This window comes from Streptomyces sp. NPDC059443 (assembly GCF_042750105.1).
GTDB lineage: Bacteria > Actinomycetota > Actinomycetes > Streptomycetales > Streptomycetaceae > Streptomyces.
The window spans coordinates 56,122-77,817 of record NZ_JBHYVM010000040.1 but is presented as its reverse complement, the minus strand read 5'-3'; the positions used below and the strand labels follow the sequence as shown (position 1 = coordinate 77,817).

Here is a 21,696-nt window from a genome sequence, read left to right as displayed (position 1 = left end):
GGCTGAAATTGCCCTGCGGGGCAATCCAGCCCCGCAACATCCAGCCCCGCCGGCGTTTGAGGCGCGGGGGTCCGGGGGCTGGCCCCCGGCAACGGCGCCGCACGCGGCAACGGGTCCGGGGCGCAGCCCCGGGGAACGGGCGAAGGGCGGGTAGGGGACCTCCGCCCCGCGCAGCGGCACACCCCGCAGCCCGCAGCCCCGGCATGGCTGCGACCCGAGGCGCGGCAGGGCCGGGTCCCCGGCAGCAGCGGGAACCGGCCACGGCTACGGCCGGCGGTACAGCGCCTCGATCTCCCGCTCGTAATCCCGCGCGATCGCGCCCCGCTTCAGCTTCAGCGAAGGCGTCAAATGCCCCCGCTCCTCCGTGAAATCCCCCGTCAGCACCGCGAACCGCCGGATCGACTCCGCCCGCGACACCAGCTGGTTCGCCTCGTCCACCGCCCGCTGCACGTCCGCCCGGAGTTCCTCGTCCTCGACGAGCTGCGCGATCGGCACGCCCTGCTTCTTCCGCATCTGCCGCCAGTGCTGGAGCCCCTCCGGTTCCAGGGTGATCAGCGCGGTCACGTAGGGCCGGTTGTCGCCGACCACCATGCACTGGCCGACCAGCGGGTGGGCCCGTAGCCAGTCCTCCAGCGGGGCGGGGGCCACGTTCTTGCCGCCGCTCGTGATGATCAGGTCCTTCTTTCGGCCGGTGATGGTGAGGTACCCGTCCGCGTCGAGCTCGCCGATGTCCCCCGTGGCCAGCCACTGCTGCCCACCCGCCGGAGCCCCGTTCCAGTACCCCGCGAACACGTGCGGCCCGCACAACAGCACCTCGCCGTCGTCCGCGATCCGCACCGCCGTCCCCGGCAGCGGCCAGCCCACCGTCCCCAGGCGGGGCCGCAGCGGCGGGGAGAGGGTCGCGGCCGCGGTCGTCTCGGTGAGCCCGTAGCCCTCGAAGACCTCGATGCCCGCGCCCGTGTAGAAGGCGGCGAGGCGCCGCCCGAGCGGGGAGCCGCCGCTGAGGATGTACCGGACGCGCCCGCCGAGCGCCGCCCGGATCCGGCGGTACACGAGCGGCTCGTACAGCGCCCGCGCCGCCCGCAGCCCCAGCCCCGGCCGCTTGCCCTCGACCGCCTCGCCGAAGCTGCGCGCGATCCGGGCGGCCCGGTCGAAGGACGCGGCCCGGCCCAGCTTCTCGGCGGTCGCCCGCGCGGTGTTGTAGACCTTCTCCAGGACGTACGGGATCGCCAGCAGGAACGTCGGCCGGAAGCCGGCCAGGTCCGCCAGCAGCTCCTCGCTCCGGATGCTCGGCGCGTGACCGACCTTCACCCGCGCCCGCATGCAGCCGACCGCCACCATCCGCCCGAAGACGTGCGACAGCGGCAGGAAGAGCAGTGTGGAGGCCGGGTCCTTGCTGACCGACTTGAAGACGGGGTGCAGCAGCGCCACCGAATTGTCCACCTCGGCGAAGAAGTTGGCGTGCGTGAGCACGCACCCCTTGGGCTGCCCGGTCGTCCCGGAGGTGTAGATCAGTGTCGCGACGGTCTCCGGCGCGCACCCCGCCAGCCGGTCCCGCACCACCTCGTCGGGGACGTGCTCCCCCGCCTTGACCAGCCGGGCCACCGCGCCCGTGTCGAACTCCCAAAGGTGGCGCAGCCACGGCAGGTTGGCCCGCTCCGCACTGATGATCCGCGCCTGCGCGGTGTCCTCCACGGCGCAGGCCACCGCCCCGGAGTCCTGGATGATCCAGCGCGCCTGGAGCGCGGAGGAGGTCGGGTAGATCGGTACGGTGACCAGCCCGGCCGCCCAGCCCGCGAAGTCCAGGAGCGTCCACTCGTACGTGGTCCTCGCCATGATGGCCAGCCGGTCGCCCGGCCGCAGCCCCTCGGCGATCAGCCCCTTCGCGACGGCGAGCACCTCGGCGGCGAACTCGGCCGCCGTGACGTCCCGCCAGGTCCGCCCGTCCTGCTCCTTGCGGGCGAGCACGGCCTCGCCCGGGGCCTCGCGGGCGTTGTCGAAGGGGATGTCCCCGAGGGATCCGCTCACCGGCACCCGGGCCAGCGCGGGTACCGCGACCTCGCACACTCGCCCGTCGATGACGGTCTTGAAGGGCTCCACCAGCTTCGGCTCGGCATCCACGGCGCGTTCTCCTCGCTCGGACGGAGTGTTACCGCCGGTAATTTACTCACCGGTAATCGCCCCTGAACACCCCCGGGGGCCCTTTTTCACGCTCCCTCCACGTCACCCGAACCCCCAGGGAAACCCGCCGCCCGAAGATCACGCGACGGGCAGAATGCCCCCATGACGGAACCCACACCCGCACAGACGCCCGCGCAGACACCCTCGCCCTCGCCCACGCCCACGCCCGCCCCCGCACCGGCGGACCCCAAGGCCGACCTCCACCACTACCTCCAGTCCGCCCGCGACGCCCTCCTCTGGAAGCTCGAAGGCCTCTCGGAGTACGACGCCCGCCGCCCCCACACGCCCACCGGCACCAACCTCCTCGGCTTGGTCAAGCACGCGGCCGGCGCGGAGCTGGGCTACCTCGGCGACACCTTCGGCCGGCCGTCCGACGAGACGCCGCCCTGGCACGAGGAAGGCACCGAGCCCAACTCGGACATGTGGGCCACCGCCGCCGAGACGCGCGAGCACATCGTGGACCGGTACCGCCGGGCGTGGGCCCACGCGGACGCGACGATCGCCGCGCTGCCGCTGGACGCGGTGGGCAAGGTGCCGTGGTGGCCCGCCGGCCGGGACGAGGTGACGCTGCTCCACGCCGTGGTCCGCGTGATCGCCGACACCCAGCGGCACGCCGGACACGCCGACATCATCCGCGAACTCATCGACGGCGCCGTAGGCATGGAGAAGGGCAACGCCAGCCTGCCGCCGGGCCACCCGTCCTGGTGGGAGGACTACCGCGACCGCCTGGAGCGGGTGGCCCACGAGGCCGACCGGGCCGCCCAGCAGAGGCGGTGACGGGGATCAGTCGGTGTCGAGACCGTCGATCAGGCGGTTGAGGAACCGGGTGAAGGTGGCCTCGGGGGTGACGGGACGCCCCGGGGCCGAAAGGGCCTCGGCGAGCTCGGGGTGGTGGCCGTCCGTGGCGACGGCGACGAGGTAGCGCACCTCGGCCGCGGCCCGGTCGGGGGACTGCGCGGCTTCGGCCTGCGCGATCTCGTGGCCGACGTGCCCGGCCACGAATCCCGTGAGCTGGGCGAAGATCTCCATCTTCGCCATCCCGTCCAGCCCGGCGGGCCGCAGGGCGGTGAGCGCGTACTCCAGGAAAGCCAGGGTGTGGGGCCCGGGGATGCGCCGGGTGGCCAGCGCGGCGGGCAGCCAGCGGTGGCGCAGCATGTGGTCGCGCTGGAGGCGGGCGATGGCCTTCAGATCGGCGCGCCAGTCCCCGGTGAGCGTCGAGTCCGTGGTCGGCAGCTCTCCGCTGACGTGGTCGACCATCAGGTGCAGCAGCGTCTCCTTGTCGGGGGCGTAGCTGTAGAGCGACATGACGCCGGCTCCGGCCCGTTCGGCGACCTTCCGCATGGTGACCGCTTCGAGCCCCTCGGCGTCCGCCAGGGCGACGGCCACCTCCGTGATCGCCTCGCGGCTGTAGGTGGGCTTGCGGCCCCTGCGCGGCTGGCCAGAGGTCAGCCAGAGCTGCTGGGGGTCGACGCCCGGGGCGCCGGCCCCTCCGTCACGCGGCATGCTCCGCGCTCCTTCCATGATCGATAGCCCTTGTGGGCCTCAGTCGAGTATTCTATTCTCGTACACAGTACGAGAATCAATCGAGGAGGGGAACGATGACGTCACGCACGCACGCTTCCGTGCTGAGTCCGACCTGGACACCGCCTTCCGGGAAGCCGCCCCTCTCCTCACGGATGATGCGGGCGACGTGGCGCCGCCTCCCGGCCAAGCTGCACGACGTCGGCTGGGAGCCGGGACTGGTGGTGCCCGCCGCCGACGGCAGCCCGCTGATCACGGACCACTACTTCCCGCGCACCGAGGGCGACTTCCCCACCCTCCTGGTGCGCTCCCCGTACGGCAGGGGCCTGCCCTGGTCCCCCATGTACGGCCTGCTCTTCGCCGAACAGGGCTTCCACGTCGTCGTGCAGAGCTGCCGCGGCACCGGCGGTTCGGGAGGCACGTTCGACCTCTGGCGGAACGAGGCAGCCGACGGCCGGGCCACGGTGTCCTGGCTGCGCGAACAGCCCTGGTTCAACGGCACCCTCGGCACCGTCGGCCCCAGCTACCTGGGCTACGTACAGTGGGCCCTCGCCACGGACCCGCCGCCGGAGCTGAAGGCGATGGTGGTGCAGGTGGGCCTGCACGACCCCCACGGCCTGTTCCACGCGAACGGCGCCCTCAACCTGGAGACCGCCCTCGCCGTCGGCGCGGGCATGACCTACCAGCACCAGGGCATGGCACCGTTCGTGAAGGCGACCCTGCGCCTGCAACGGCACCTGGGCGAAGCCACCACCGCGCAGCCGCTGCGCGGGGCGCACGCGTCGGCGTACAAGGACGAAGTGCCCTGGCTGGACGAGGTGATGACGCACCCGGACGCCGAGGACCCGTACTGGCACGGCGCGTCCCTGGGTGAGGTGGCGGAGCGGCACACCGTGCCCACGAGCCTGATCACGGGATGGCACGACGCGCTGGCCGACCAGACCTTCGAGCAGTACGACCGGCTGCGTAGGGCCGGATGCGAGACCTCCCTCCTCGTCGGCCCGTGGACCCACACCTCCGCCCTGCAACAGGGCTGGCCCGAGGTGTTTGCCGAGAGCCTCGCCTGGCTGCGCGCCCACCTGTGCGCCGACCCCTCCGGCCTGCGCCCCACGAAGGTGCGCGTACACGTGGGCGGCGAGGAGGCCTGGCGTGACATGGACGACTGGCCGTCGGCCTCCACGACCGTCAGCCCGTGGTTCCCCACGGAACAGGGACATCTCATCCAACAGCCCCCCACGGACTCCGCACCCCTGACCTCGTTCCGCTACGACCCGAGCGACCCCACCCCCTCCCTCGGCGGCCCTCTGCTCTCCCGCACCGCCGGCCCGCGCGACAACGGCAAGCTGGAGGCCCGGGACGACGTACTGACCTTCACCGGCCCCCCGCTGACCGAGCCCGTGGACGTCCTCGGACCGGTCTCGGCGCGGCTGAGCATCTCCACGGACACCGGTCACACCGACGTCTTCACCCGCCTGTGCGACGTGGACGCAGAAGGCCGCTCCACCAACATCTGCGACGGCCTGGGCCAACTCCGCACGGAAGGCCAGGAGCCGTCGCAGCTCACGGTGGAGATGAGCTCAACGGCCCACCGGTTCGAGGTCGGCCACCGCATCCGCTGGCAGATCAGCGGAGGCGCCCATCCGCGCTACGCCCGCAACCCCGGCAACGGGCAGTCACCGGTGGACGCCACCACCTTCACACCGGTCCGCATCACGCTCCACGCGGACTCGGCGCTGACGCTCGCGACCCCGGCCGACGGTTCCGGTCTCAGCCCTGCGAAGCACGGCTGACCTGCTCCCTCGCGCATCACGCGACGGGCGGACAGTCCCGGCACCGGCCCGGTTCGGGGGCGCGGAAGGCCCGGTCGCAGCCGTCGCAGTTCTGGAGCGGGTCGGGCCGCCCTACGGGCCGTACGGCCGCGGCCGCCGGCAGGTGGGGCGGGATGCCGGCCTTGAGCCGGTAGGCGATGAGGCCCGCCGGATTGCGGAGGTCGCCGGGAAGGTCCGCCGCCAGCACCTGCCGCACGGCCTCGGGCTCCGCCCCCCGCTCCAGCCAGTGCGCCACCTCGGGCGCCAGCTTCCGCACGTCCCTGTCCGCGAGCAACAACCGGGAATCCTTCCGACGCAGCCACGCGAGCAGCTCAACAGCCTCCCCCAGCCCGACGGTTGCCTCCGGCGGCTGTACGGCCCCGGTCGCGGCCGTCGGCTCCGGGGACGCCGGGGACAGCTCCGGAGACGGCCCACCCCCGGGCCCGGCGACCGGCTCGGCCATGGGCCCGGCGATAGTCTCGGCGACCGGCTCGGCCATGGGCACGGCGACGGGCTCGGCGACGGGCTCGGCGACGGGCTCGACCATCGGCTCGACCATGGGCTCAGCGACGGGCCCGGCGGTGGGCCCGGCAACTGGCTCAACGACCGGCTCGGCCATCGGCCCGGCGATAGGTTCGGCGACGGGCCCGACCACCGGCTCGGCCACGAGCTCGACCATCGGCCCGGCGACCGGCCCGACCACAGGCCCGGTGACCGGCTCGGCCACAGGCATGGCCATCGGCCCGGCGATAGGTTCCGCGATGGGCCCGGCGACGGGCTCGGCCATAGGCCCGGCCAACGGCTCGGCAACTGGGTCGGCCATGGGCACGGCCACGGCCATCAACTCGGGAGCGGCCATCAGCCCCGGCGTCAGCTCGGGTTCGGCTTCGAGCTCCGGCTCGGATTCGACCAACGGCGCGGGGGTGGCCATCGACCCCTGCACCGGCTCGGGCGTGGGTGCAGGCTCGGGCTCGGGCTCGGGCTCGGCCACAGGCTCGGCCACAGGCTCCGGCTCCGGCTCCGGCTCCGCGATCGGGTCGGGCACGCCCGCCGCTTCGGGGGCCCGCCCCAGCATCACTTCCGGCCCAGGCCCCGGCCCAGGCCCCCGCCCAGGAACCCGCACCACCTCCGGCCCCCGTCCAGGCCCCGCCCCAGGAACCCGCACCACCTCCGGACTCGGGCTCGGCCCCTGCCTAGGCACGGCCGAGGGGCGGTTGTAGGACACCGTCCGGGTGACGACCTGCCCGCTCGCCAGCCGGACCCGGCTCCGTTCCAGGTAGCCGTGCGTCTCCAACTCCCGAAGGGCTCCGGAGATCCGCGTCTCCCCCTCCCGGAACCGCTCGGTCAGCCTCTTGATGCCGATGCGGGCACCGGCGGGCAGCGACTGGATGTAACCGGCGAGGCCGATGGCGACCAGCGACAGCGAGTGGTGCTGGAGGAGGTGGTTGCCGATCACGGTGTAGTGCTCCGCGTGCCGGACCTTGACGTGGGCGACACCGGATCGGGGAGCCCCGGTCGGAACCCGGGACGAGGCGCAGGAGGGCGCGATAAGCTTCTGAAGAGCCATTGGGAAGGTAGTGCTTCCTGTGTGGTCAGGCCCTCGATCGGGATTGCAGTCCCGGCGGGGGCCGTCTCATGTCTTGGTTGTGTGGGGCGAGCATATGCCCGGCAACCACCCCGAAATCCACCCCAGTTGGCACAGTTCACCCTTGAGGGTGATGGGGAGCCGGAGGGGTCGGTTGGTTGGATTTAGCTCCGCCTTTCAAGCGGTTACGTCGCGCCCCGCCGGGTCCCGGGTTCCCGCGACCCGGCCGTCCGGACCAACCGGCACATCCAGCTCCGCCCACACCGACTTGCACGGCGGAAGCCCCCGTTCCACCCCCCAGCGGTCCGCGATCGCATCCACCAGCACCAGCCCCCGCCCGGCCTCCGCGCACCCGTCCGCGTCCCGGATTCCCGGGACCCGGTCACCCCGCGTGTCGACCACCTCGATCCGCAGCACCCCGCCGCCGAGCATGAGCCCGATCCGGAAGTCCCGCCCGGGGACACGGCCGTGGGTCACCGCGTTGGCGGCGAGCTCGGCCACGATGAGCGCCGGATCCTCCGGGGGCAGCCCCCAGGAGGCGAGTTTCTCGACGGCGAGCCGCCGGGCCTGACGCGCACCGAAGGGTGTGGCGGCGAGCTGGGCGGTGAACTGGTCTGCGGAGTCACGGATTTGCGTATTCACATAACCGAGCGTGGTCGTGCCTGCGTACCGTGAGAAGCGGCACCGCCCATGCGTCCGGCGTCTGTCCGGTCGTTGTCCGGCGCTGTCGCGCCTGTCCGGTCCGGGCCCCGGGGATCAGGGCGTTGAGGGAATCGGTGCGTCGGATTGGGTGGGCACGCATGAATGTGGACAGGGACGGCACGGAAGACAACGGCTGGGACGTCGACCCCGAGGACGAACAGGGAGTGGCGGTCCTGGCCGCGCTCGGCCGCCAATTGAGGGTCTGGCGCGAGGAAGCGGGCATTCGCGCCACCGACTTCGGCACGGAGATCGGCTACGGCGAAGACCTCGTCCGCAAGGTGGAAGCGGGCAAGCGGATCCCCCGCCCCGAGTACCTGGACAAGGCGGACGAGGTGCTCCGGGCGGGCGGCAAGATCTCCGCGATGAAGGCGGACATGGAACAGGTCCGCTACCCGAAGAAGATCCGCGACTTGAAGAAGCGGGAGAGCAAAGCCGTCGAGATCGGCACGTACAACAACCACAACATCTACGGCCTGCTGCAGACCGAGGAGTACGCGCGGGCACTGTTCCGAACATCGCGACCCGCCTACACGCCGGACGAGATGGAGCGGATGGTGTCCGGCCGCATGTCACGTCAGTCCATCTTTCAGCGATCTCCCGGCCCGGCCCTCAGCTTCGTCCAGGAAGAGGTCACGCTCCGCCGTCCGATCGGAGGCACAATGGTGCTGCGCCGCCAACTCGAACACCTCCTGGAGGTCATCCAGTTGCCGAACATCGAGTTTCAGGTGATGCCGACCATCCGTGAGGATCACGCCGGGATGGAGGGGCTGATCGAGCTACTGAAGTTCGCCGATGGCTCTGCGGTGGGCCGAGCGGAAGGGGCGTTCTACGGGCGCCCGGTCTCCGATCCCAAGCAGCTCCGAATCCTTGAGCTGCGCTATGGCATCATCCGAGCTCAGGCACTCACGCCCCAAGAATCACGGGCCTTCATCGAGGAACTGCTGGGAGAAACATGATCCACCACCCCGAGTTGGACTGGTTCAAGAGCAGCTACAGCAGCAGCAGCGACGGCAACGACTGCGTCGAGGTAGCCCACACCCCCGCCGCGATCCACGTCCGCGACTCCAAGGACACCCAGGGCCCCCACCTCGCCTTCGCGCCCCACGTGTGGGCCGGATTCGTGGAGCACACGTCGTGATCGACAACCCCGAGCTGGACTGGTTCAAGAGCAGCTACAGCGACGGCAGCGAAGGCGACTCCTGCGTCGAGGTGGCCGCCACCCCCGCCGCCATCCACGTCCGCGACTCCAAGGACCTCACCCAGCCCCACCTCGCCTTCGCACCACACGCCTGGGCGGGATTCGTCGCGCACGCAGGGGGCTGACCTTCCGCCGGGACCTGGGGCGCAGCACTGCGCCCCGGCCTGCCGGCCCACACCTGGCATCCTGGCCATGTGCTCTTGATGGATTCCGCCGGTAGCGTCGACCTCCGCCCGATGCGTTATCAGTTCGCCAACGTTCGGGGCGATGCATACGACGACAACTGGCTGGTCATCGGCGGCACGGTGACGACTCCCGAGGGCAGCTGGTCCTTCGCCGATCCATGCCTGCTGACCGACGAGGCCCGCCAGGTGGCCCCGTGGCTGCGCGCGGTGGCCGCGGGGACGGTGGCTGTGACCGGACCCGATGCCGAAGGCGAGTTGTCCCCGGACACCTCGTTCATCGAGCCGCTCCTGGCTTTCAGCCTTGCCGACCGGAGCGAGGACGGAACGGCGGTGATCCGCATTCACCTGTCGCTGGAGGCGGCGCCGCCATGGCAGCAGGGTGACGACCGGGCCGACATCTACCAGTACGCCGTCGGCGTGCGGATGGATGCGGCCGCGTTGCGTCATGCGGCCGACCAGTGGGATGCCGCTCTGACGTCCCTCCCGCCCCGCTGATCACCTTGCCGACTCAGTCGAGGCAGAACTCGTTGCCCTCGATGTCCTGCATCACGAGGCACGACTCGTTCTCTTCGTCGGCGAGCAGGAGTTGTCCGCGCACCGCGCCGAGCGCGACCAGTCGTGCGCACTCGGACTCAAGCGCGGCCAGTCGCTCTTCGCCGACAAGGCCGGTGCCGACCCTCACGTCGAGGTGCAGCCGGTTCTTGACGACCTTGCCTTCGGGCACGCGCTGGAAGTACATGCGCGGGCCCACCCCCGAGGGATCCATGCAGGCGAACCCCGCCCCCTGGCGCTCGGGCGGCAGCGAGCGATCGTAATCGCCCCAAGTGGCGAACCCCTCCGGCGGCGGAGGTACGACGTACCCCAGCACCTCGCACCAGAAGCGGGCGACGCGCTCGGGTTCTGCACAGTCAAAGGTGACTTGGAACTGCTTGATCGACGGCATCGGCCCACCCTAATGACGCGTGGCCCGGAACTCCGGCGATTTAAAACGCACCGCAGCCCCCGCCCGGACGGGGGCGGGGGCTGCGGCGAGTAGGCGGTGTGGTGCGGCGGCGTCAGGCGGAGACGAGGACCTTCTCCGGAGCGGCAGCGGCCTCGGCCGGGGCCACCGTCGGCTCGTCCAGCGGGGAGGAGGAGGCGGTCGCGTAGGCGACCTTGTCCAGGATTCCCTCGCGGGCCGCGACGATGACCGGGACCAGCGCCTGGCCGGCCACGTTGGTGGCGGTGCGCATCATGTCCAGGATCGGGTCGATCGCCATCAGCAGGCCCACGCCCTCCAGCGGGAGGCCCAGCGTGGAGAGGGTCAGGGTCAGCATGACCGTGGCGCCCGTCAGACCGGCCGTGGCGGCCGAGCCGACGACCGAGACGAAGGCGATCAGCAGGTAGTCGCCGATGCCGAGCTGCACGTCGAAGATCTGCGCGATGAAGATCGCGGCGAGCGCCGGGTAGATCGCGGCGCAGCCGTCCATTTTGGTGGTGGCGCCGAACGGGACGGCGAACGAGGCGTACTCCTTCGGGACGCCGAGGCGTTCGGTGACCTTCTGGGTGACCGGCATGGTGCCGACCGAGGAGCGGGAGACGAAGGCGAGCTGGATGGCCGGCCAGGCGCCCTTGAAGAACTGGAGCGGGTTGACCTTGGCCACGGTCCAGAGCAGCAGCGGGTAGACGCCGAACATCACGAGCGCGGAGCCGACGTACACGTCCGCGGTGAAGGTCGCGTACTTGCCGAGCAGGTCCCAGCCGTACGTGGCGATCGCGGTGCCGATGAGGCCGACGGTGCCGAGCGGGGCGAGGCGGATGACCCACCACAGGGCCTTCTGGAGCAGCTCCAGCACGGATTCGGCGACGGTCAGCACCGGCTGGGCCTTGCTGCCGAGCTGGAGGGCGGCGATACCGGCGACGGCGGCGAGGAAGACGATCTGCAGGACGTTCAGCTCGGTGAACGGCGTGATGATGTCCTTCGGCACGATGCCGGTCAGGAAGTCCAGCCAGGACCCGTGGCGCTTCGGCAGCTTGCCGTCCTGCGGGGTGAGGCCGGTGCCGGAGCCCGGGTTGGTGAGCAGGCCGATGCCGAGGCCGATGGCCACCGCGATCAGCGACGTGATCATGAACCAGAGCAGCGTGCGGGAGGCGAGCCGCGCGGCGTTGTTCACCTTCCGCAGGTTGGTTATCGACACCAGGATGGCGAAGAAGACGAGCGGGGCGACGGCCAGCTTCAACAGCTGGACGAAGATGTCGCCGATCTGCTCCAGGGTGGTGCCGAGCCAGCTGATGTCCTGGCTGCGGGAGACCCAGCCGAGGAGGACACCGAGCACGAGGCCGGTGACGATCTGGGCCCAGAAGGGGAACTTGAACGAGGGCTTCGGCTTGGCGGGGGCCTCGGCGGCAGGGGCCTGCGGTGACGCGGACACGGACACTCTCCGGGTGGTTCTGCGGTGTGTGCGGTGGGGTGGGGTGGTGTTGCGGTGCGACGGCACCCGGAAACGCGAAGAGCCGGGCGGGCGGGACCGCTGCTGTGCCCTGACGACGTGCCAGGGCTGGTCGCGGGACTCAGCGACAGCAGCAACAGGCCGCGGACGCGCGGCGGCAAAGGTCGACGTGCAGGCGCGCCACGAGCGGAACGCTCGTGGTCATCGGGTGCGCAGCTGCGGTCAACATGTTGAACACGCTAACACTTCTTCTTTGGGAATCTCAAAGAGTCCCTTTGGGATCGGGCGGTGCGAAGCCGCCCGAAAACGCCGAAAGCCCCGGCATCGCGGGCGGTGGGCCCGGAGCCGAGGCATTTCGGTGCGTGATGAAACTAACTGCGGCCCTACTGGCCGGCGCGCGCGGCGTCGTCGGCCACGTCCTCCTGGCTGCGGTTCGCGGCGAGCTTCTCCTTCGCGCCCGCGACGCGTCCTGAGATCGCGACGGACATCTCGTCGCGCTGCTTGCGCAGCAGGACGAAGGAGAGCGGGGCGGAGATCACGAGGGCGAGCAGCACGACCCAGGCGGGGTTGGCGTCGCCGAGACCGGCGGGCACCCAGCCCAGCCGGACCATGCCCGCGACGAAGACGAGGGACCCGACGAAGATCACCAGGCGCATCGCGGTGTACCGGATCGTCGCGTTGGGCTTGAGGGACACGGTGACCCCTACTCTCTCTTCGTCCGTTCGCCGCTTTTACGTCGGCTCGTTCCCGTCCAGTGAAGCACGCCGGACCCCCGCTCCGGCCCGCCGGGGTCGCCCGTCCGGCAGCCCCGCAGGTCAGTGCGGCAGAGACTGCCGCATCCGATCAACCGGCCATACGATCTGCGGCGTGTACCGATTCGGCTCGCCCTTCGAGTCCCACCCGCGCACCACGTACGCCCTCGGCGTGCTCTTCGGCCTGGCCCTGCTGGGCCTCGGCACCTGGCTGACCTTCGTCGACTTCCCGCCCAGGCAGCGGGAGTACGCGGCGCTCGCGCACGCCGTCGCCTGCCCCGCCGGGCAGGAGACCCGGCCGGAGGCGGACTGCCTGCGGCCGGTCGACTTCACCGTCGACAGCACGCACATGAGGCGCAGCAAGAACGACTCCATCTGGATCCTGGCGACCCCGGCCGACGGTTCGGAGCAGGTGAGGCTGCTCTTCGGCGAGTCCCACCCCGTCGTCAGCGAACTGAAGCGCGGGGACACGGTGTCGGTCACGCTCTGGCGCGGCAAGCCCATCCTCGTCTCCGCCCACGGCGCGACCCAGCGCACCGACCGCCACCCGCGCATCAACACGATCTCCATCCTCGGATCCGGCCTCGCGGCGCTCGGCTTCGGCGGCGTCCTGCTCGTCTCCCACGGCTGGCTGCTCGCCCACCCCGGCTCCAAACGCCGGTACCGGGTCCGGGACGGTTTCCGTCTCGCCGGATACGGCGGCCTCGCCGCCATGGTCACGCTCATCCTGTTCGTGGACGACCACGACCGGCCCGTCCTGAGCCTGCTCTGGCTCTGGCTGCCGGTGTTCGCCGTGCTCCTCGCCGCCGGCGCCGTCCTCGCGACCCGGCCGCCGCACGCGTCAGGCCCCGGTCCTCGACGAGGACCGGGGCCTGCTCACGACTTCCGTGGCCAGGACTGACCGGATCAGACCCGCATCGCCTGCGGGGTCTCGCGCAGACCCGCGTCCGGGCCCGGGTACTCGCGGATGATCTCGTAGCGCGTGTTGCGCTCGACCGGGCGGAAGCCCGCGTCGCGGATCAGCTCCAGCAGGTCCTCGCGGCCCAGCTTGTTCGGGGTGCCGTAGTTGTCGGCGTCGTGCGTGATCTTGTACTCGACGACCGAGCCGTCCATGTCGTCCGCGCCGTGCTGGAGCGCCAGCTGGGCGGTCTGCACGCCGTGCATCACCCAGAAGACCTTGACGTGCGGGACGTTGTCGAAGAGGAGGCGCGAGACCGCGAAGGTCTTGAGGGCCTCCGCGCCCGTCGCCATCGTCGTGCGCGCCTGGAGCTTGTTGCGTACCTTGCCGTCCTTCATGTCCACGAAGTCGTGCTGGTAGCGCAGCGGGATGAAGACCTGGAAACCGCCGGTCTCGTCCTGGAGCTCGCGCAGCCGGAGCACGTGGTCCACGCGGTGGCGCGGCTCCTCGATGTGCCCGTAGAGCATCGTGCTCGGGGTCTTGAGGCCCTTCGAGTGCGCCAGGCGGTGGATGCGCGACCAGTCTTCCCAGTGGGTGCGGTGGTCGACGATGTGCTGGCGGACCTCCCAGTCGAAGATCTCCGCGCCGCCGCCGGTGAGCGATTCCAGGCCGGCCTCGATCAGCTCGTCCAGGATGTCGGAGGCCGACATGCCGGAGATCGTCTCGAAGTGGTGGATCTCGGTCGCCGTGAACGCCTTCAGCGAGACGTTCGGCAGCGCCTCCTTCAGTGCGGAGAGCGAGCGCGGGTAGTACCGCCAGGGCAGGCTGGGGTGCAGGCCGTTGACGATGTGCAGCTCGGTGAGGTTCTCGTTCTCCATGGTCTTGGCCAGGCGAACGGCTTCCTCGATGCGCATCGTGTACGCGTCCTTCTCGCCCGGCTTGCGCTGGAACGAGCAGTAGGCGCACGAAGCGGTGCACACGTTCGTCATGTTGAGGTGACGGTTGACGTTGAAGTGGACGACGTCGCCGTTCTTGCGCGTGCGCACCTCGTGGGCGAGGCCGCCGAGCCAGGCCAGGTCGTCCGACTCGTAGAGGGCGATGCCGTCCTCACGGGTCAGCCGCTCGCCGGAGCGAACCTTCTCCTCCAGCTCACGCTTGAGCCCAGCGTCCATGCCGGTCCTCTCCTCTGTCCTTCGTCCTCGTGCCCTCGACCGTCCCCACCGTACTCTCAGCCCTCCTCGGGCAGCCCCCCGACCCGGTTCTCCCACTTGGTGGAGAGCACGATCGTGGTGCGCGTGCGCGAGACGCCCTTGGTGCTGGAGAGCTTGCGGATGATCTTCTCCAGCCCGTCCACATCGCCGGCCCGGACCTTGAGCATGTACGAGTCGTCGCCGGCGATGAACCAGCAGTCCTCGATCTCCGTGAGGTCGCGCAGCCGGCGGGCCACGTCCTCGTGGTCGGCGGCGTCGGAGAGCGAGATGCCGATGAGCGCCGTGACGCCGAGGCCGAGCGAGGCCGCGTCCACGGTCGCCCGGTAGCCGGTGATGACTCCGGCCGTCTCCAGCCGGTTGATCCGGTCGGTGACGCTGGGGCCGGAGAGGCCCACGAGCCGGCCCAGCTCCGCGTACGAGGCACGTCCGTTCTCACGAAGTGCCTGGATGAGCTGCTTGTCCACCGCGTCCATATACCTGGAGCCTTCCATTATTCGGCGATCCCACCAGTTTACGTATAGAATCAAAGGCGCACAGGGTCGACACCCTGTGAATCTTTCAACAGATCAATGACGATCTGACAATCTTCAGGAGTGGTTCACCGTGTACACGATCGAGATGGCCTACGCGCACATGCGACAGCTCCAGGAGCTGGCCAACCGATCCCGCACCGACCAGCCCGTCGCCGCGCACCGCGTCGACAAGACCCGCAAGCCGGGGCGCAGCAAGAAGCACTAAGCACCCCCGCTTGCACCCTGGGCCTTCCCAGGAACGGGAAGCCGGGAGCCTCCGAGCTCCCCTTCCCACCGGCGGTACAGCCCGTGCGGCACCCCTGCCGCGTCGAGCACCCGCCCGGCGACGAAATCCACCAGATCCTGGATGTGCGTCGCACCCGCGTAGAACGCCGGAGAGGCGGGCAGCACCACTGCGCCCGCCTCGTCCAGCGTCACCAGATGTTTCAGCGTCTGCCCGCTCAGCGGGGTCTCCCGTACCGCGACCACCAGCCGGCGCCGTTCCTTGAGCGTCACGCTCGCCACCCGCTGGAGCAGGTCCTTCGACAGCCCGAGCGCCACTCCGGCCACACAGGCCGTGGACGCGGGCACGATCAGCATCCCCTTGACGGGGTACGAGCCGCTGCTCGGTCCGGCCGCCAGGTCGCCGGCGCCCCAGTAGCGGACGCCGTCCAGTTCCGGCCGCGCGAAGGTCGCGGGCTTGCCGTCGGCCCCCCGCTCCAGCCACTCCCCCAGGTCGTCGCGCCAGTGCGCGTCGCGGAAGGCGATCCCGGTCTCGTCGAGCAGGGTCAGCCTGGACGCCCGGCTCACCACCAGGTCCACGCCCTCGCCCGCCGCCAGCAGCCCGCGGAGCACGGCCGCCGCGTACGGCGTCCCGGACGCCCCGGAAACCCCGACCACCCACGGGGTGCGCTTGCCCTCAGTCATACCTCCGAGACTATCCGGCCACCGCGAATGGGCACTGGCTAAGGTGGCCGGACGTTCAAGGGGTGGACACATGCGGGTGAGAGCGGGGCGGGGGGCGTCATGACCGACTGGCAGGGGACACGCGGCACGGGCCGGACCCGGACCACAGGCCGGACCCGGACCACGGACCGGGCCAAGGCCGCCGGGCTGCTGATGCTGGGCTGGGTCGCGCTGCTCTGGCTGATCGAGCTCGTCGACTACGCCACCGGCCACGCGCTCGACGCCTACGGGATCACCGCGCGCGAAGCGGACGGCCTGACCGGAATCCCGCTGGCCCCGTTCCTGCACTTCGGCTTCGACCACGTGGCCTCCAACAGCATCCCGCTGCTGGTCCTCGGCTTCGTCACCGCCCTCAGCGGGATACGCCGCTTCCTGGCCGTCTGCGTCGCGATCGTCCTCGCCGACGGGCTGGCGGTCTGGCTGATATCCCCGTCCCACAGCATCACCGCGGGCGCCTCGGGCCTGATCTTCGGCCTCTTCGGCTACCTGCTGATACGAGGCTTCGTGGAGCGCAGCCCGCTCGGCGTCACGGTGGCCGTGGTGATCGCGGCGGTCTGGGGCACCACGTTCCTGGCCGGAGCCCTCCCCACGGACTCCACGACCAGCTGGCAGGCCCACCTCTTCGGCCTCGTCGCGGGCGCGACCGTAGCCCTCCTGTCCCGCCCGCGCCCCGAGGTGGCGGCACTCTAGGCGGCGCTGCCGGGGTCCACGGGGAGCGCGGCCGTGTCCACGGCGACCCTCCCGATCCCGGTCTCCACGGTGACCGTCCCCCCGTACGGGATCACGTCGCGGCCCAAGTAGCCGTCGGGCCCGGGGTTCCACAGGGTCGTGCACTGCGCCTTGTACGGGTCGAAGATCAGGTAGTGCGGGATGCCTCGCCGGGCGTAGGCCCGGTCCTTGACCTCGTAGTCGTTGCGCGCGCTGCTCGGGGAGACGACCTCGATGGCGAGCTCGATCAGTTCGGGCGGGTAGGCGCTGAGGTTCTTGGCGACCTCCGCCTCCGGGACCACCGCGAGATCCGGGCAGAACTCGTTGTCACCGTCGAAGGGGATGGCGACATCGCTGAGGAAGTCCCAGTCATCCGACAGCTGAGCCGACAGCGCGGTCCACACCACCTGGACGGTGCGACTGTCGGTCGGCCTCAGCGGACACATCACGATGGCGCCCTCGACGAGCTCCACCCGGTACCCCGGGAACATGTCCTCGAACCGGCTGAGCCGTGAGTGCGGGCGGTCACCCTCCGAGGCGGTCACGGTGACAAGCTAACCGCCCTGGCAGGCCGCGAACCGCCGTACCGGACCGGGCACACACGATCGAGTTACAGGGACAGGCCGCGGGCCACCAGGTCCGCCAGGGCGCAGACGAAGAGCGCCATGCCGATGAAACCATTCACCGTGAAGAACGCCCTGTTCAGACGGGACAGGTCGTGCGGCTTGACGATGGTGTGCTCGTAGAGGAAGGCCCCGACGACGATCAGCAGGCCGAACCAGAACCCCGGACCGGCGTGCGTCGCGACGGCGTACCAGGCCAGCAGGGCCGTGGTGACGACGTGCGCGCCGCGGGCGCCCCACAGGGCGGCCGGGATGCCGAAGCGGGCCGGGACGGACTTGACGCCCTCCGCCCGGTCGGCGGCCACGTCCTGGCAGGCGAAGATCAGGTCGAAGCCGCCGATCCACACGCCGACCGCCAGGCCGAGGATGACCGCGTCCCACGACCACTCGCCGGTGATCGCGAGCCAGGCCCCGATGGGCCCCATCGCCTGGGCGACGCCCAGGATGGCGTGCGGGAAGTTCGTGAACCGCTTCCCGTACGGGTACACCACCATCGGTACGACGGCGATCGGCGCCAGCATCAGGCAGAGCGGGTTCAGCAGCGCCGCCGCCCCGAGGAAGACCACGAGGGCGACCCCCGCGCCGGTCCACGCCGAGCGCACCGAGACCGCGCCCGTCACCAGCTCCCGCCCGGCGGTGCGCGGATTGCGCGCGTCGATCTCCCGGTCGATGATCCGGTTGGCGGCCATCGCGAAGGTCCGCAGCCCCACCATGCAGACGGTGACGAGCAGCAGCTTGCCCCAGTGCATGCTCTTGTCGAGCGTGAACATGGCGGTGAGCGCGGCGATGTAGGCGAAGGGCAGCGCGAAGACCGAGTGCTCGATCATCACGAGCCGCAGGAAGGCCTTGACCTTGCCGGTCGGCTGCGGCGCCGGGCCGGACGAGCCGATCAGTTCGTCGGCGGTCGTCATCATGCGAGGGCTCTCCGGAACTCTTCGAGGTCGGCCAGCAGTTCCGCCGCCGGGAGCGCGCCGAGCTCCAGGGTCTGCTCCGGGCTCCGGGCGGCGCCGTCTTCGTGGCCCTCGGGCGGGGTGACGTGGGCGGTGACCACCCAGGCGTCGCCGGACGGACGGGCGTCGAGACGCAGGAAGTTCCCGGCCTCGGCGGTGAACGGCTCGGCCGCAGCCAGGGCCCGCTGGAGCTGCTCCGCGAAGTCGTCCGCCTCGATGTCCCGCGCGCCGGGCAGTTCGAAGCCGTCGCCCTCGCCGTCCTCGTCGAGCATCAGCGCCCAGACGTTGCCGGGCCCCGCGAACTCCTCGGGGCTCACGCCCGCCTCCTCGGCGGCCAGCCGGACCCCGGGGTCCGACGGGTCGAGCTCCGGGCGCACCAGGGCCACGTAGACCGTGTCGGTGCCGATGAAGAGGGCCGGGCCCTCCATGCCGATCGGGCTCACAGGCCGTACTCCTTCCAGCGGCGGTCCACCAGGGCCGCCGTCGCGGGGTCGGACTCGACCATGTCAGGCCAGCCGCCGTCCCGGGTGTAACCCTCCGTCGGCAGCTTCTTCGTGGCGTCGATGCCCGCCTTGCCGCCCCAGAACTGCTGGTACGAGGCGTGGTCCAGGTGGTCCACCGGACCCTCCACGACGGTGAGGTCGCGGGAGTAGTCCGTATTGCCCAGGGCCCGCCAGGAGACCTCGTGGAGGTCGTGGACGTCGCAGTCCTTGTCCACCACGATGATCAGCTTGGTCAACGACATCATGTGTGCGCCCCAGATGGCGTGCATGACCTTCTGCGCGTGCTTCGGGTACTTCTTGTCGATCGAGACGATCGCGCAGTTGTGGAAGCCGCCCGACTCGGGGAGGTGGTAGTCCACGATGTCCGGGACGATGATCTTCAGCAGCGGCAGGAAGAAACGCTCCGTCGCGCGGCCCAGCGGACCGTCCTCGGTCGGCGGGCGGCCGACCACGATCGACTGGATCAGCGGACGCTTGCGCATCGTCACGCAGTCGATCTTCAGCGCGGGGAACGGCTCCTGCGGGGTGTAGAAACCGGTGTGGTCGCCGAACGGACCCTCCGGCAGCGTCTCGCCCGGCTCCAGCCAGCCCTCGATGACCACCTCGGCGTTGGCCGGGACCTGGAGCGGGACCGTCTTGCAGTCCACCATCTCGATCCGCTTGCCCGCCACGAACCCGGCGAAGAGGTACTCGTCGATGTCGCCCGGCAGCGGCGCGGTCGAGGCGTACGTCACGGCCGGCGGGCAGCCGAAGGCGATCGCCACCGGCAGCCGCTCACCGCGGGCCGCGGCGACCGCGTAGTGGTTGCGGCTGTCCTTGTGGATCTGCCAGTGCATGCCGATGGTGCGCTTGTCGTGGCGCTGGAGGCGGTACAGACCGAGGTTGCGCACGCCCGTCTCGGGGTGCTTGGTGTGGGTGAGCCCCAGGTTGAAGAAGGAGCCGCCGTCCTTGGGCCAGGTGAAGAGCGCCGGCAACTGGTCCAGGTCCACGTCGTCCCCGGTGAGGACGACCTCCTGGACGGGCGCGGACTCGCCCTTCACCTTCTTCGGCGGCACGTGCACCATCGAGCCGAGCTTGCCGAAGGCCTCGCGGACGCCGACGAACCCCTGCGGCAGTTCCGGCTTGAGCAGGCCGCCGATCTTCTCGCTGATCTCGGCGTAGGACTTGAGCCCCAGCGCCTTGAGCAGCCGGCGGTCGGTCCCGAAGACGTTCATGGCCAGCGGCATCGCCGAGCCCTTCACGTTCTCGAAGAGCAGCGCGGGTCCGCCCGCCTTGTTCACTCTGTCGACGATCTCCCCGACCTCTAGGTACGGGTCCACTTCGGCCTTGATGCGCTTGAGGTCGCCCTCCCGCTCCAGAGCCCGGAGCAGCGAGCGGAGATCGTCGTAAGCCATGCGGGCAATTGTGGCATCCCCGCTCAGAGCCCGGACGCGGGCGGGCCCTCTACCCTGGAACAGTCCACCGCGGGCCTGCCCGGTCCGCGCCTCTCCTTACGGGGGTCGGTCCCACACCGTGCTGCGCTATCTGCCCTTCCTGCTGATCATCGGGCTGACCATCTACGCCTTCATCGACTGCCTGAACACGCCGGAGGAAGAGGTCAAGCACCTTCCCAAGGTGGTCTGGGTCCTGATCATCCTGCTCTTCTCGATCGTCGGGCCGGTGGTGTGGCTGTTCGCGGGCAAGAAGCGGACGGCGGGCGTCGGCGGCGTCGGCCGGTCCCGGGCGGGCCGCGGCACGTGGGTGGCGCCGGACGACAACCCGGAGTTCCTGAAGTCCCTGCGCGAGGACCAGGACGGCAAGGACGCCAAGGAGAAGGACAAGGACAAGGACTGAGTCCCGCCGCGCCCTACTGCGCCCACGGCAGGGGGCGGGAACCCTCCGTGCCCGGGACCGATACGAGGCCGTCCGCGCGCATGGCGACGTACACCTCGGTGTCCTCCAGGGCGTGGACGCGGCGCAGGACGTCCGGGGGCAGGACCACGGCCTGACCGGCGGCAACCTTCTCGGTGCGGCCGTCGCAGGTGACGTCCAGGGCGCCGGTGGTGACCGTCCACACCTGCTCGCGGCTGACGGAGTGCTCCGGGCCGGTGGCCCCGGCGGGGATGGCGGCGTGCCAGGTGCTCAGTTCGGCGCTCCCCCGGCTGGGGGAGGCGAAGCCGGTCATCGTGGCGTTCGGCGTGGTGATGACGTGCTCGGGAGAAGTGGTGATCACGCGCAAGGCGGGTCCTTCGCTTTCTCGGGGCGGCGGCAACGACAACGGCGGTGAGTAAAGCTGCTTTACTCGCTACGAGTAAAGCAGCTTTACTCACCTGTGTCACCATGTTTCCGTGACCAACCAACGAAGCGGCGAAGGCGACGGCGGCGGCATCGAGCTGGCCTTCCTCCTCGGCCTCGGCTTCCAGCTGCTGCTCGGCGAGTTCACCCGCCGCCTGGAGGAGGCCGGCCACGCCGACGGGCTGCGCCCGCTGCACGGCATGGTCTTCCAGGCCCTGGGAAGTCGGGGCGCGACCGCGACCGAGCTCGCCGAGCGGCTCGGGGTGACCAAGCAGGCGGCCGGGCAGATCGTCGACGACCTGGAGCGGCGCGGGTACGTGCGGCGCGAGCCGCACCCCGAGGGCGGCCGCCGCAAGCTGGTCGTCCTGACCGACGCGGCCGGCGCCCACCTCCACGCCGCCGGGCGGATCCTGCACGGACTGGAGGCCGAACTCGGCCGCGGCAGCGTCGACCTAGGCGCACTGCGCGCCGAACTCGGGCGGCTGGTCGGCGCGCTCAACGGCGACGGGCCGCTACCGGCGCTGCGCCCCGTCTGGTAACCCGGCCGACCCGTGTGACCGGCGACACAATTGAACGCGTTCAAGGCTGCTGGCAGAATGCGGCCATGGGGGAAGCCTTCTCGCAGCACGGCGGCAGGCCGCGGATCCTCGACACGGTCCTGCGCAACCTGCTCGCTTACGCGGTGCTCGA

The 21,696-nt window shown here is 70.7% G+C and carries 27 protein-coding genes; 11 read left to right on the top strand and 16 right to left on the bottom strand.

The window, feature by feature from the left end; genetic code table 11:
* Positions 1 to 264 precede the first annotated feature (264 nt).
* On the bottom strand, positions 265 to 2,121 hold the full coding sequence (locus ACFXDJ_RS30855) for an AMP-dependent synthetase/ligase (RefSeq protein WP_384650093.1): 1,857 nt from the start codon (positions 2,119 to 2,121) through the stop codon (positions 265 to 267).
* Positions 2,122 to 2,283: 162 nt separating this feature from the next.
* On the opposite strand from ACFXDJ_RS30855, the gene ACFXDJ_RS30850 reads away from it, so the two are divergent.
* Positions 2,284 to 2,958, top strand: a complete 675-nt coding sequence (locus ACFXDJ_RS30850; protein WP_384650091.1) for a DinB family protein — start codon at positions 2,284 to 2,286, stop codon at positions 2,956 to 2,958.
* Between the two features lie 6 nt (positions 2,959 to 2,964).
* Here ACFXDJ_RS30850 and ACFXDJ_RS30845 read toward each other — a convergent pair whose 3' ends face one another.
* Positions 2,965 to 3,684: a TetR/AcrR family transcriptional regulator gene (locus ACFXDJ_RS30845; RefSeq protein ID WP_384650088.1), complete on the bottom strand. Its 720-nt coding sequence runs from the start codon at positions 3,682 to 3,684 to the stop codon at positions 2,965 to 2,967.
* Between the two features lie 95 nt (positions 3,685 to 3,779).
* Here ACFXDJ_RS30845 and ACFXDJ_RS30840 point away from each other — a divergent pair, with 95 nt between their 5' ends.
* Complete coding sequence (locus ACFXDJ_RS30840) at positions 3,780 to 5,492, top strand: CocE/NonD family hydrolase (RefSeq protein ID WP_384650086.1); 1,713 nt, start codon at positions 3,780 to 3,782, stop codon at positions 5,490 to 5,492.
* A gap of 16 nt (positions 5,493 to 5,508) precedes the next feature.
* Here the strand turns inward: ACFXDJ_RS30840 and ACFXDJ_RS30835 are convergent, their stop codons facing one another.
* Together ACFXDJ_RS30835 and ACFXDJ_RS30830 are read right to left on the bottom strand one after the other, a co-directional pair.
* Positions 5,509 to 7,077 carry a hypothetical protein gene (locus tag ACFXDJ_RS30835; RefSeq protein WP_384650084.1) on the bottom strand — a complete coding sequence of 523 codons (1,569 nt, stop codon included), beginning with the start codon at positions 7,075 to 7,077 and terminating at the stop codon, positions 5,509 to 5,511.
* Positions 7,078 to 7,272: 195 nt separating this feature from the next.
* On the bottom strand, positions 7,273 to 7,737 hold the full coding sequence (locus ACFXDJ_RS30830; RefSeq protein ID WP_384650082.1) for an ATP-binding protein: 465 nt from the start codon (positions 7,735 to 7,737) through the stop codon (positions 7,273 to 7,275).
* Positions 7,738 to 7,895: 158 nt separating this feature from the next.
* On the opposite strand from ACFXDJ_RS30830, the gene ACFXDJ_RS30825 reads away from it, so the two are divergent.
* The 4 genes from ACFXDJ_RS30825 to ACFXDJ_RS30810 all read left to right on the top strand — a co-directional run bounded on the left by ACFXDJ_RS30825 (position 7,896) and on the right by ACFXDJ_RS30810 (position 9,675).
* The gene (locus tag ACFXDJ_RS30825; protein WP_384650081.1) at positions 7,896 to 8,753 is read left to right on the top strand and encodes a helix-turn-helix domain-containing protein; all 858 of its coding nucleotides are present in this window, start codon (positions 7,896 to 7,898) and stop codon (positions 8,751 to 8,753) included.
* Positions 8,750 to 8,935 carry a DUF397 domain-containing protein gene (locus ACFXDJ_RS30820; RefSeq protein ID WP_384650079.1) on the top strand — a complete coding sequence of 62 codons (186 nt, stop codon included), beginning with the start codon at positions 8,750 to 8,752 and terminating at the stop codon, positions 8,933 to 8,935. Before ACFXDJ_RS30825 ends, ACFXDJ_RS30820 begins: the two co-directional genes overlap by 4 nt.
* Positions 8,932 to 9,120 carry a DUF397 domain-containing protein gene (locus tag ACFXDJ_RS30815; protein ID WP_384650077.1) on the top strand — a complete coding sequence of 63 codons (189 nt, stop codon included), beginning with the start codon at positions 8,932 to 8,934 and terminating at the stop codon, positions 9,118 to 9,120. Before ACFXDJ_RS30820 ends, ACFXDJ_RS30815 begins: the two co-directional genes overlap by 4 nt.
* A 78-nt stretch (positions 9,121 to 9,198) precedes the next feature.
* Positions 9,199 to 9,675 carry a hypothetical protein gene (locus tag ACFXDJ_RS30810; RefSeq protein ID WP_384650107.1) on the top strand — a complete coding sequence of 159 codons (477 nt, stop codon included), beginning with the start codon at positions 9,199 to 9,201 and terminating at the stop codon, positions 9,673 to 9,675.
* A 13-nt stretch (positions 9,676 to 9,688) separates the two neighbouring features.
* Here ACFXDJ_RS30810 and ACFXDJ_RS30805 read toward each other — a convergent pair whose 3' ends face one another.
* The 4 genes from ACFXDJ_RS30805 to ACFXDJ_RS30790 all read right to left on the bottom strand — a co-directional run bounded on the left by ACFXDJ_RS30805 (position 9,689) and on the right by ACFXDJ_RS30790 (position 12,265).
* Complete coding sequence (locus ACFXDJ_RS30805) at positions 9,689 to 10,123, bottom strand: VOC family protein (RefSeq protein WP_384650074.1); 435 nt, start codon at positions 10,121 to 10,123, stop codon at positions 9,689 to 9,691.
* Positions 10,124 to 10,235: 112 nt separating this feature from the next.
* Positions 10,236 to 11,591 carry a dicarboxylate/amino acid:cation symporter gene (locus tag ACFXDJ_RS30800; protein WP_384650072.1) on the bottom strand — a complete coding sequence of 452 codons (1,356 nt, stop codon included), beginning with the start codon at positions 11,589 to 11,591 and terminating at the stop codon, positions 10,236 to 10,238.
* A 139-nt stretch (positions 11,592 to 11,730) separates the two neighbouring features.
* Entirely contained in the window at positions 11,731 to 11,814 is an 84-nt protein-coding gene (locus tag ACFXDJ_RS30795; protein ID WP_330301006.1) for a putative leader peptide, read from the bottom strand.
* 178 nt (positions 11,815 to 11,992) lie between these two features.
* The gene (locus tag ACFXDJ_RS30790; RefSeq protein WP_384650105.1) at positions 11,993 to 12,265 is read right to left on the bottom strand and encodes a DUF4229 domain-containing protein; all 273 of its coding nucleotides are present in this window, start codon (positions 12,263 to 12,265) and stop codon (positions 11,993 to 11,995) included.
* Positions 12,266 to 12,476: 211 nt separating this feature from the next.
* Here ACFXDJ_RS30790 and ACFXDJ_RS30785 point away from each other — a divergent pair, with 211 nt between their 5' ends.
* Positions 12,477 to 13,262 (top strand): hypothetical protein, encoded by a 786-nt coding sequence (locus ACFXDJ_RS30785; RefSeq protein WP_384650071.1) that lies wholly within the window; start codon positions 12,477 to 12,479, stop codon positions 13,260 to 13,262.
* Positions 13,263 to 13,267: 5 nt separating this feature from the next.
* On the opposite strand, the gene mqnE is transcribed toward ACFXDJ_RS30785, so the two are convergent.
* Positions 13,268 to 14,431 carry an aminofutalosine synthase MqnE gene (mqnE, locus tag ACFXDJ_RS30780; RefSeq protein WP_384650069.1) on the bottom strand — a complete coding sequence of 388 codons (1,164 nt, stop codon included), beginning with the start codon at positions 14,429 to 14,431 and terminating at the stop codon, positions 13,268 to 13,270.
* 56 nt (positions 14,432 to 14,487) lie between these two features.
* A complete protein-coding gene (locus tag ACFXDJ_RS30775) occupies positions 14,488 to 14,943 on the bottom strand; it encodes an Lrp/AsnC family transcriptional regulator (protein WP_384650067.1) in 456 nt (151 codons plus the stop codon).
* A 130-nt stretch (positions 14,944 to 15,073) separates the two neighbouring features.
* On the opposite strand from ACFXDJ_RS30775, the gene ACFXDJ_RS30770 reads away from it, so the two are divergent.
* Complete coding sequence (locus ACFXDJ_RS30770) at positions 15,074 to 15,208, top strand: hypothetical protein (RefSeq protein ID WP_384650065.1); 135 nt, start codon at positions 15,074 to 15,076, stop codon at positions 15,206 to 15,208.
* On the opposite strand, the gene ACFXDJ_RS30765 is transcribed toward ACFXDJ_RS30770, so the two are convergent.
* Positions 15,205 to 15,909: a UbiX family flavin prenyltransferase gene (locus ACFXDJ_RS30765; RefSeq protein WP_384650063.1), complete on the bottom strand. Its 705-nt coding sequence runs from the start codon at positions 15,907 to 15,909 to the stop codon at positions 15,205 to 15,207. The two genes, ACFXDJ_RS30770 and ACFXDJ_RS30765, sit on opposite strands and share 4 nt — an antisense overlap.
* A 99-nt stretch (positions 15,910 to 16,008) precedes the next feature.
* On the opposite strand from ACFXDJ_RS30765, the gene ACFXDJ_RS30760 reads away from it, so the two are divergent.
* Positions 16,009 to 16,638: a rhomboid family intramembrane serine protease gene (locus ACFXDJ_RS30760; protein WP_384650061.1), complete on the top strand. Its 630-nt coding sequence runs from the start codon at positions 16,009 to 16,011 to the stop codon at positions 16,636 to 16,638.
* Here ACFXDJ_RS30760 and ACFXDJ_RS30755 read toward each other — a convergent pair.
* The 4 genes from ACFXDJ_RS30755 to ACFXDJ_RS30740 all read right to left on the bottom strand — a co-directional run bounded on the left by ACFXDJ_RS30755 (position 16,635) and on the right by ACFXDJ_RS30740 (position 20,126).
* Positions 16,635 to 17,201, bottom strand: a complete 567-nt coding sequence (locus ACFXDJ_RS30755) for a Uma2 family endonuclease (RefSeq protein WP_384650059.1) — start codon at positions 17,199 to 17,201, stop codon at positions 16,635 to 16,637. The two genes, ACFXDJ_RS30760 and ACFXDJ_RS30755, sit on opposite strands and share 4 nt — an antisense overlap.
* A 65-nt stretch (positions 17,202 to 17,266) precedes the next feature.
* Positions 17,267 to 18,193, bottom strand: coding sequence for a menaquinone biosynthesis prenyltransferase MqnP (mqnP, locus tag ACFXDJ_RS30750; protein ID WP_384650057.1), 927 nt, complete (start codon positions 18,191 to 18,193; stop codon positions 17,267 to 17,269).
* Complete coding sequence (locus tag ACFXDJ_RS30745) at positions 18,190 to 18,672, bottom strand: hypothetical protein (protein WP_384650055.1); 483 nt, start codon at positions 18,670 to 18,672, stop codon at positions 18,190 to 18,192. The genes mqnP and ACFXDJ_RS30745 overlap by 4 nt, the downstream gene beginning before the upstream one ends.
* Positions 18,669 to 20,126, bottom strand: a complete 1,458-nt coding sequence (locus ACFXDJ_RS30740; RefSeq protein ID WP_384650053.1) for a menaquinone biosynthesis decarboxylase — start codon at positions 20,124 to 20,126, stop codon at positions 18,669 to 18,671. Before ACFXDJ_RS30740 ends, ACFXDJ_RS30745 begins: the two co-directional genes overlap by 4 nt.
* 118 nt (positions 20,127 to 20,244) lie before the next feature.
* Here ACFXDJ_RS30740 and ACFXDJ_RS30735 point away from each other — a divergent pair, with 118 nt between their 5' ends.
* Positions 20,245 to 20,565, top strand: a complete 321-nt coding sequence (locus ACFXDJ_RS30735; protein ID WP_384650051.1) for a PLD nuclease N-terminal domain-containing protein — start codon at positions 20,245 to 20,247, stop codon at positions 20,563 to 20,565.
* 13 nt (positions 20,566 to 20,578) lie between these two features.
* On the opposite strand, the gene ACFXDJ_RS30730 is transcribed toward ACFXDJ_RS30735, so the two are convergent.
* Positions 20,579 to 20,944 (bottom strand): cupin domain-containing protein, encoded by a 366-nt coding sequence (locus tag ACFXDJ_RS30730; protein WP_384650049.1) that lies wholly within the window; start codon positions 20,942 to 20,944, stop codon positions 20,579 to 20,581.
* Between the two features lie 115 nt (positions 20,945 to 21,059).
* Between ACFXDJ_RS30730 and ACFXDJ_RS30725 the strand changes: the two genes are divergently transcribed.
* A complete protein-coding gene (locus tag ACFXDJ_RS30725) occupies positions 21,060 to 21,545 on the top strand; it encodes a MarR family winged helix-turn-helix transcriptional regulator (protein WP_384650047.1) in 486 nt (161 codons plus the stop codon).
* Positions 21,546 to 21,696 lie beyond the last annotated feature (151 nt).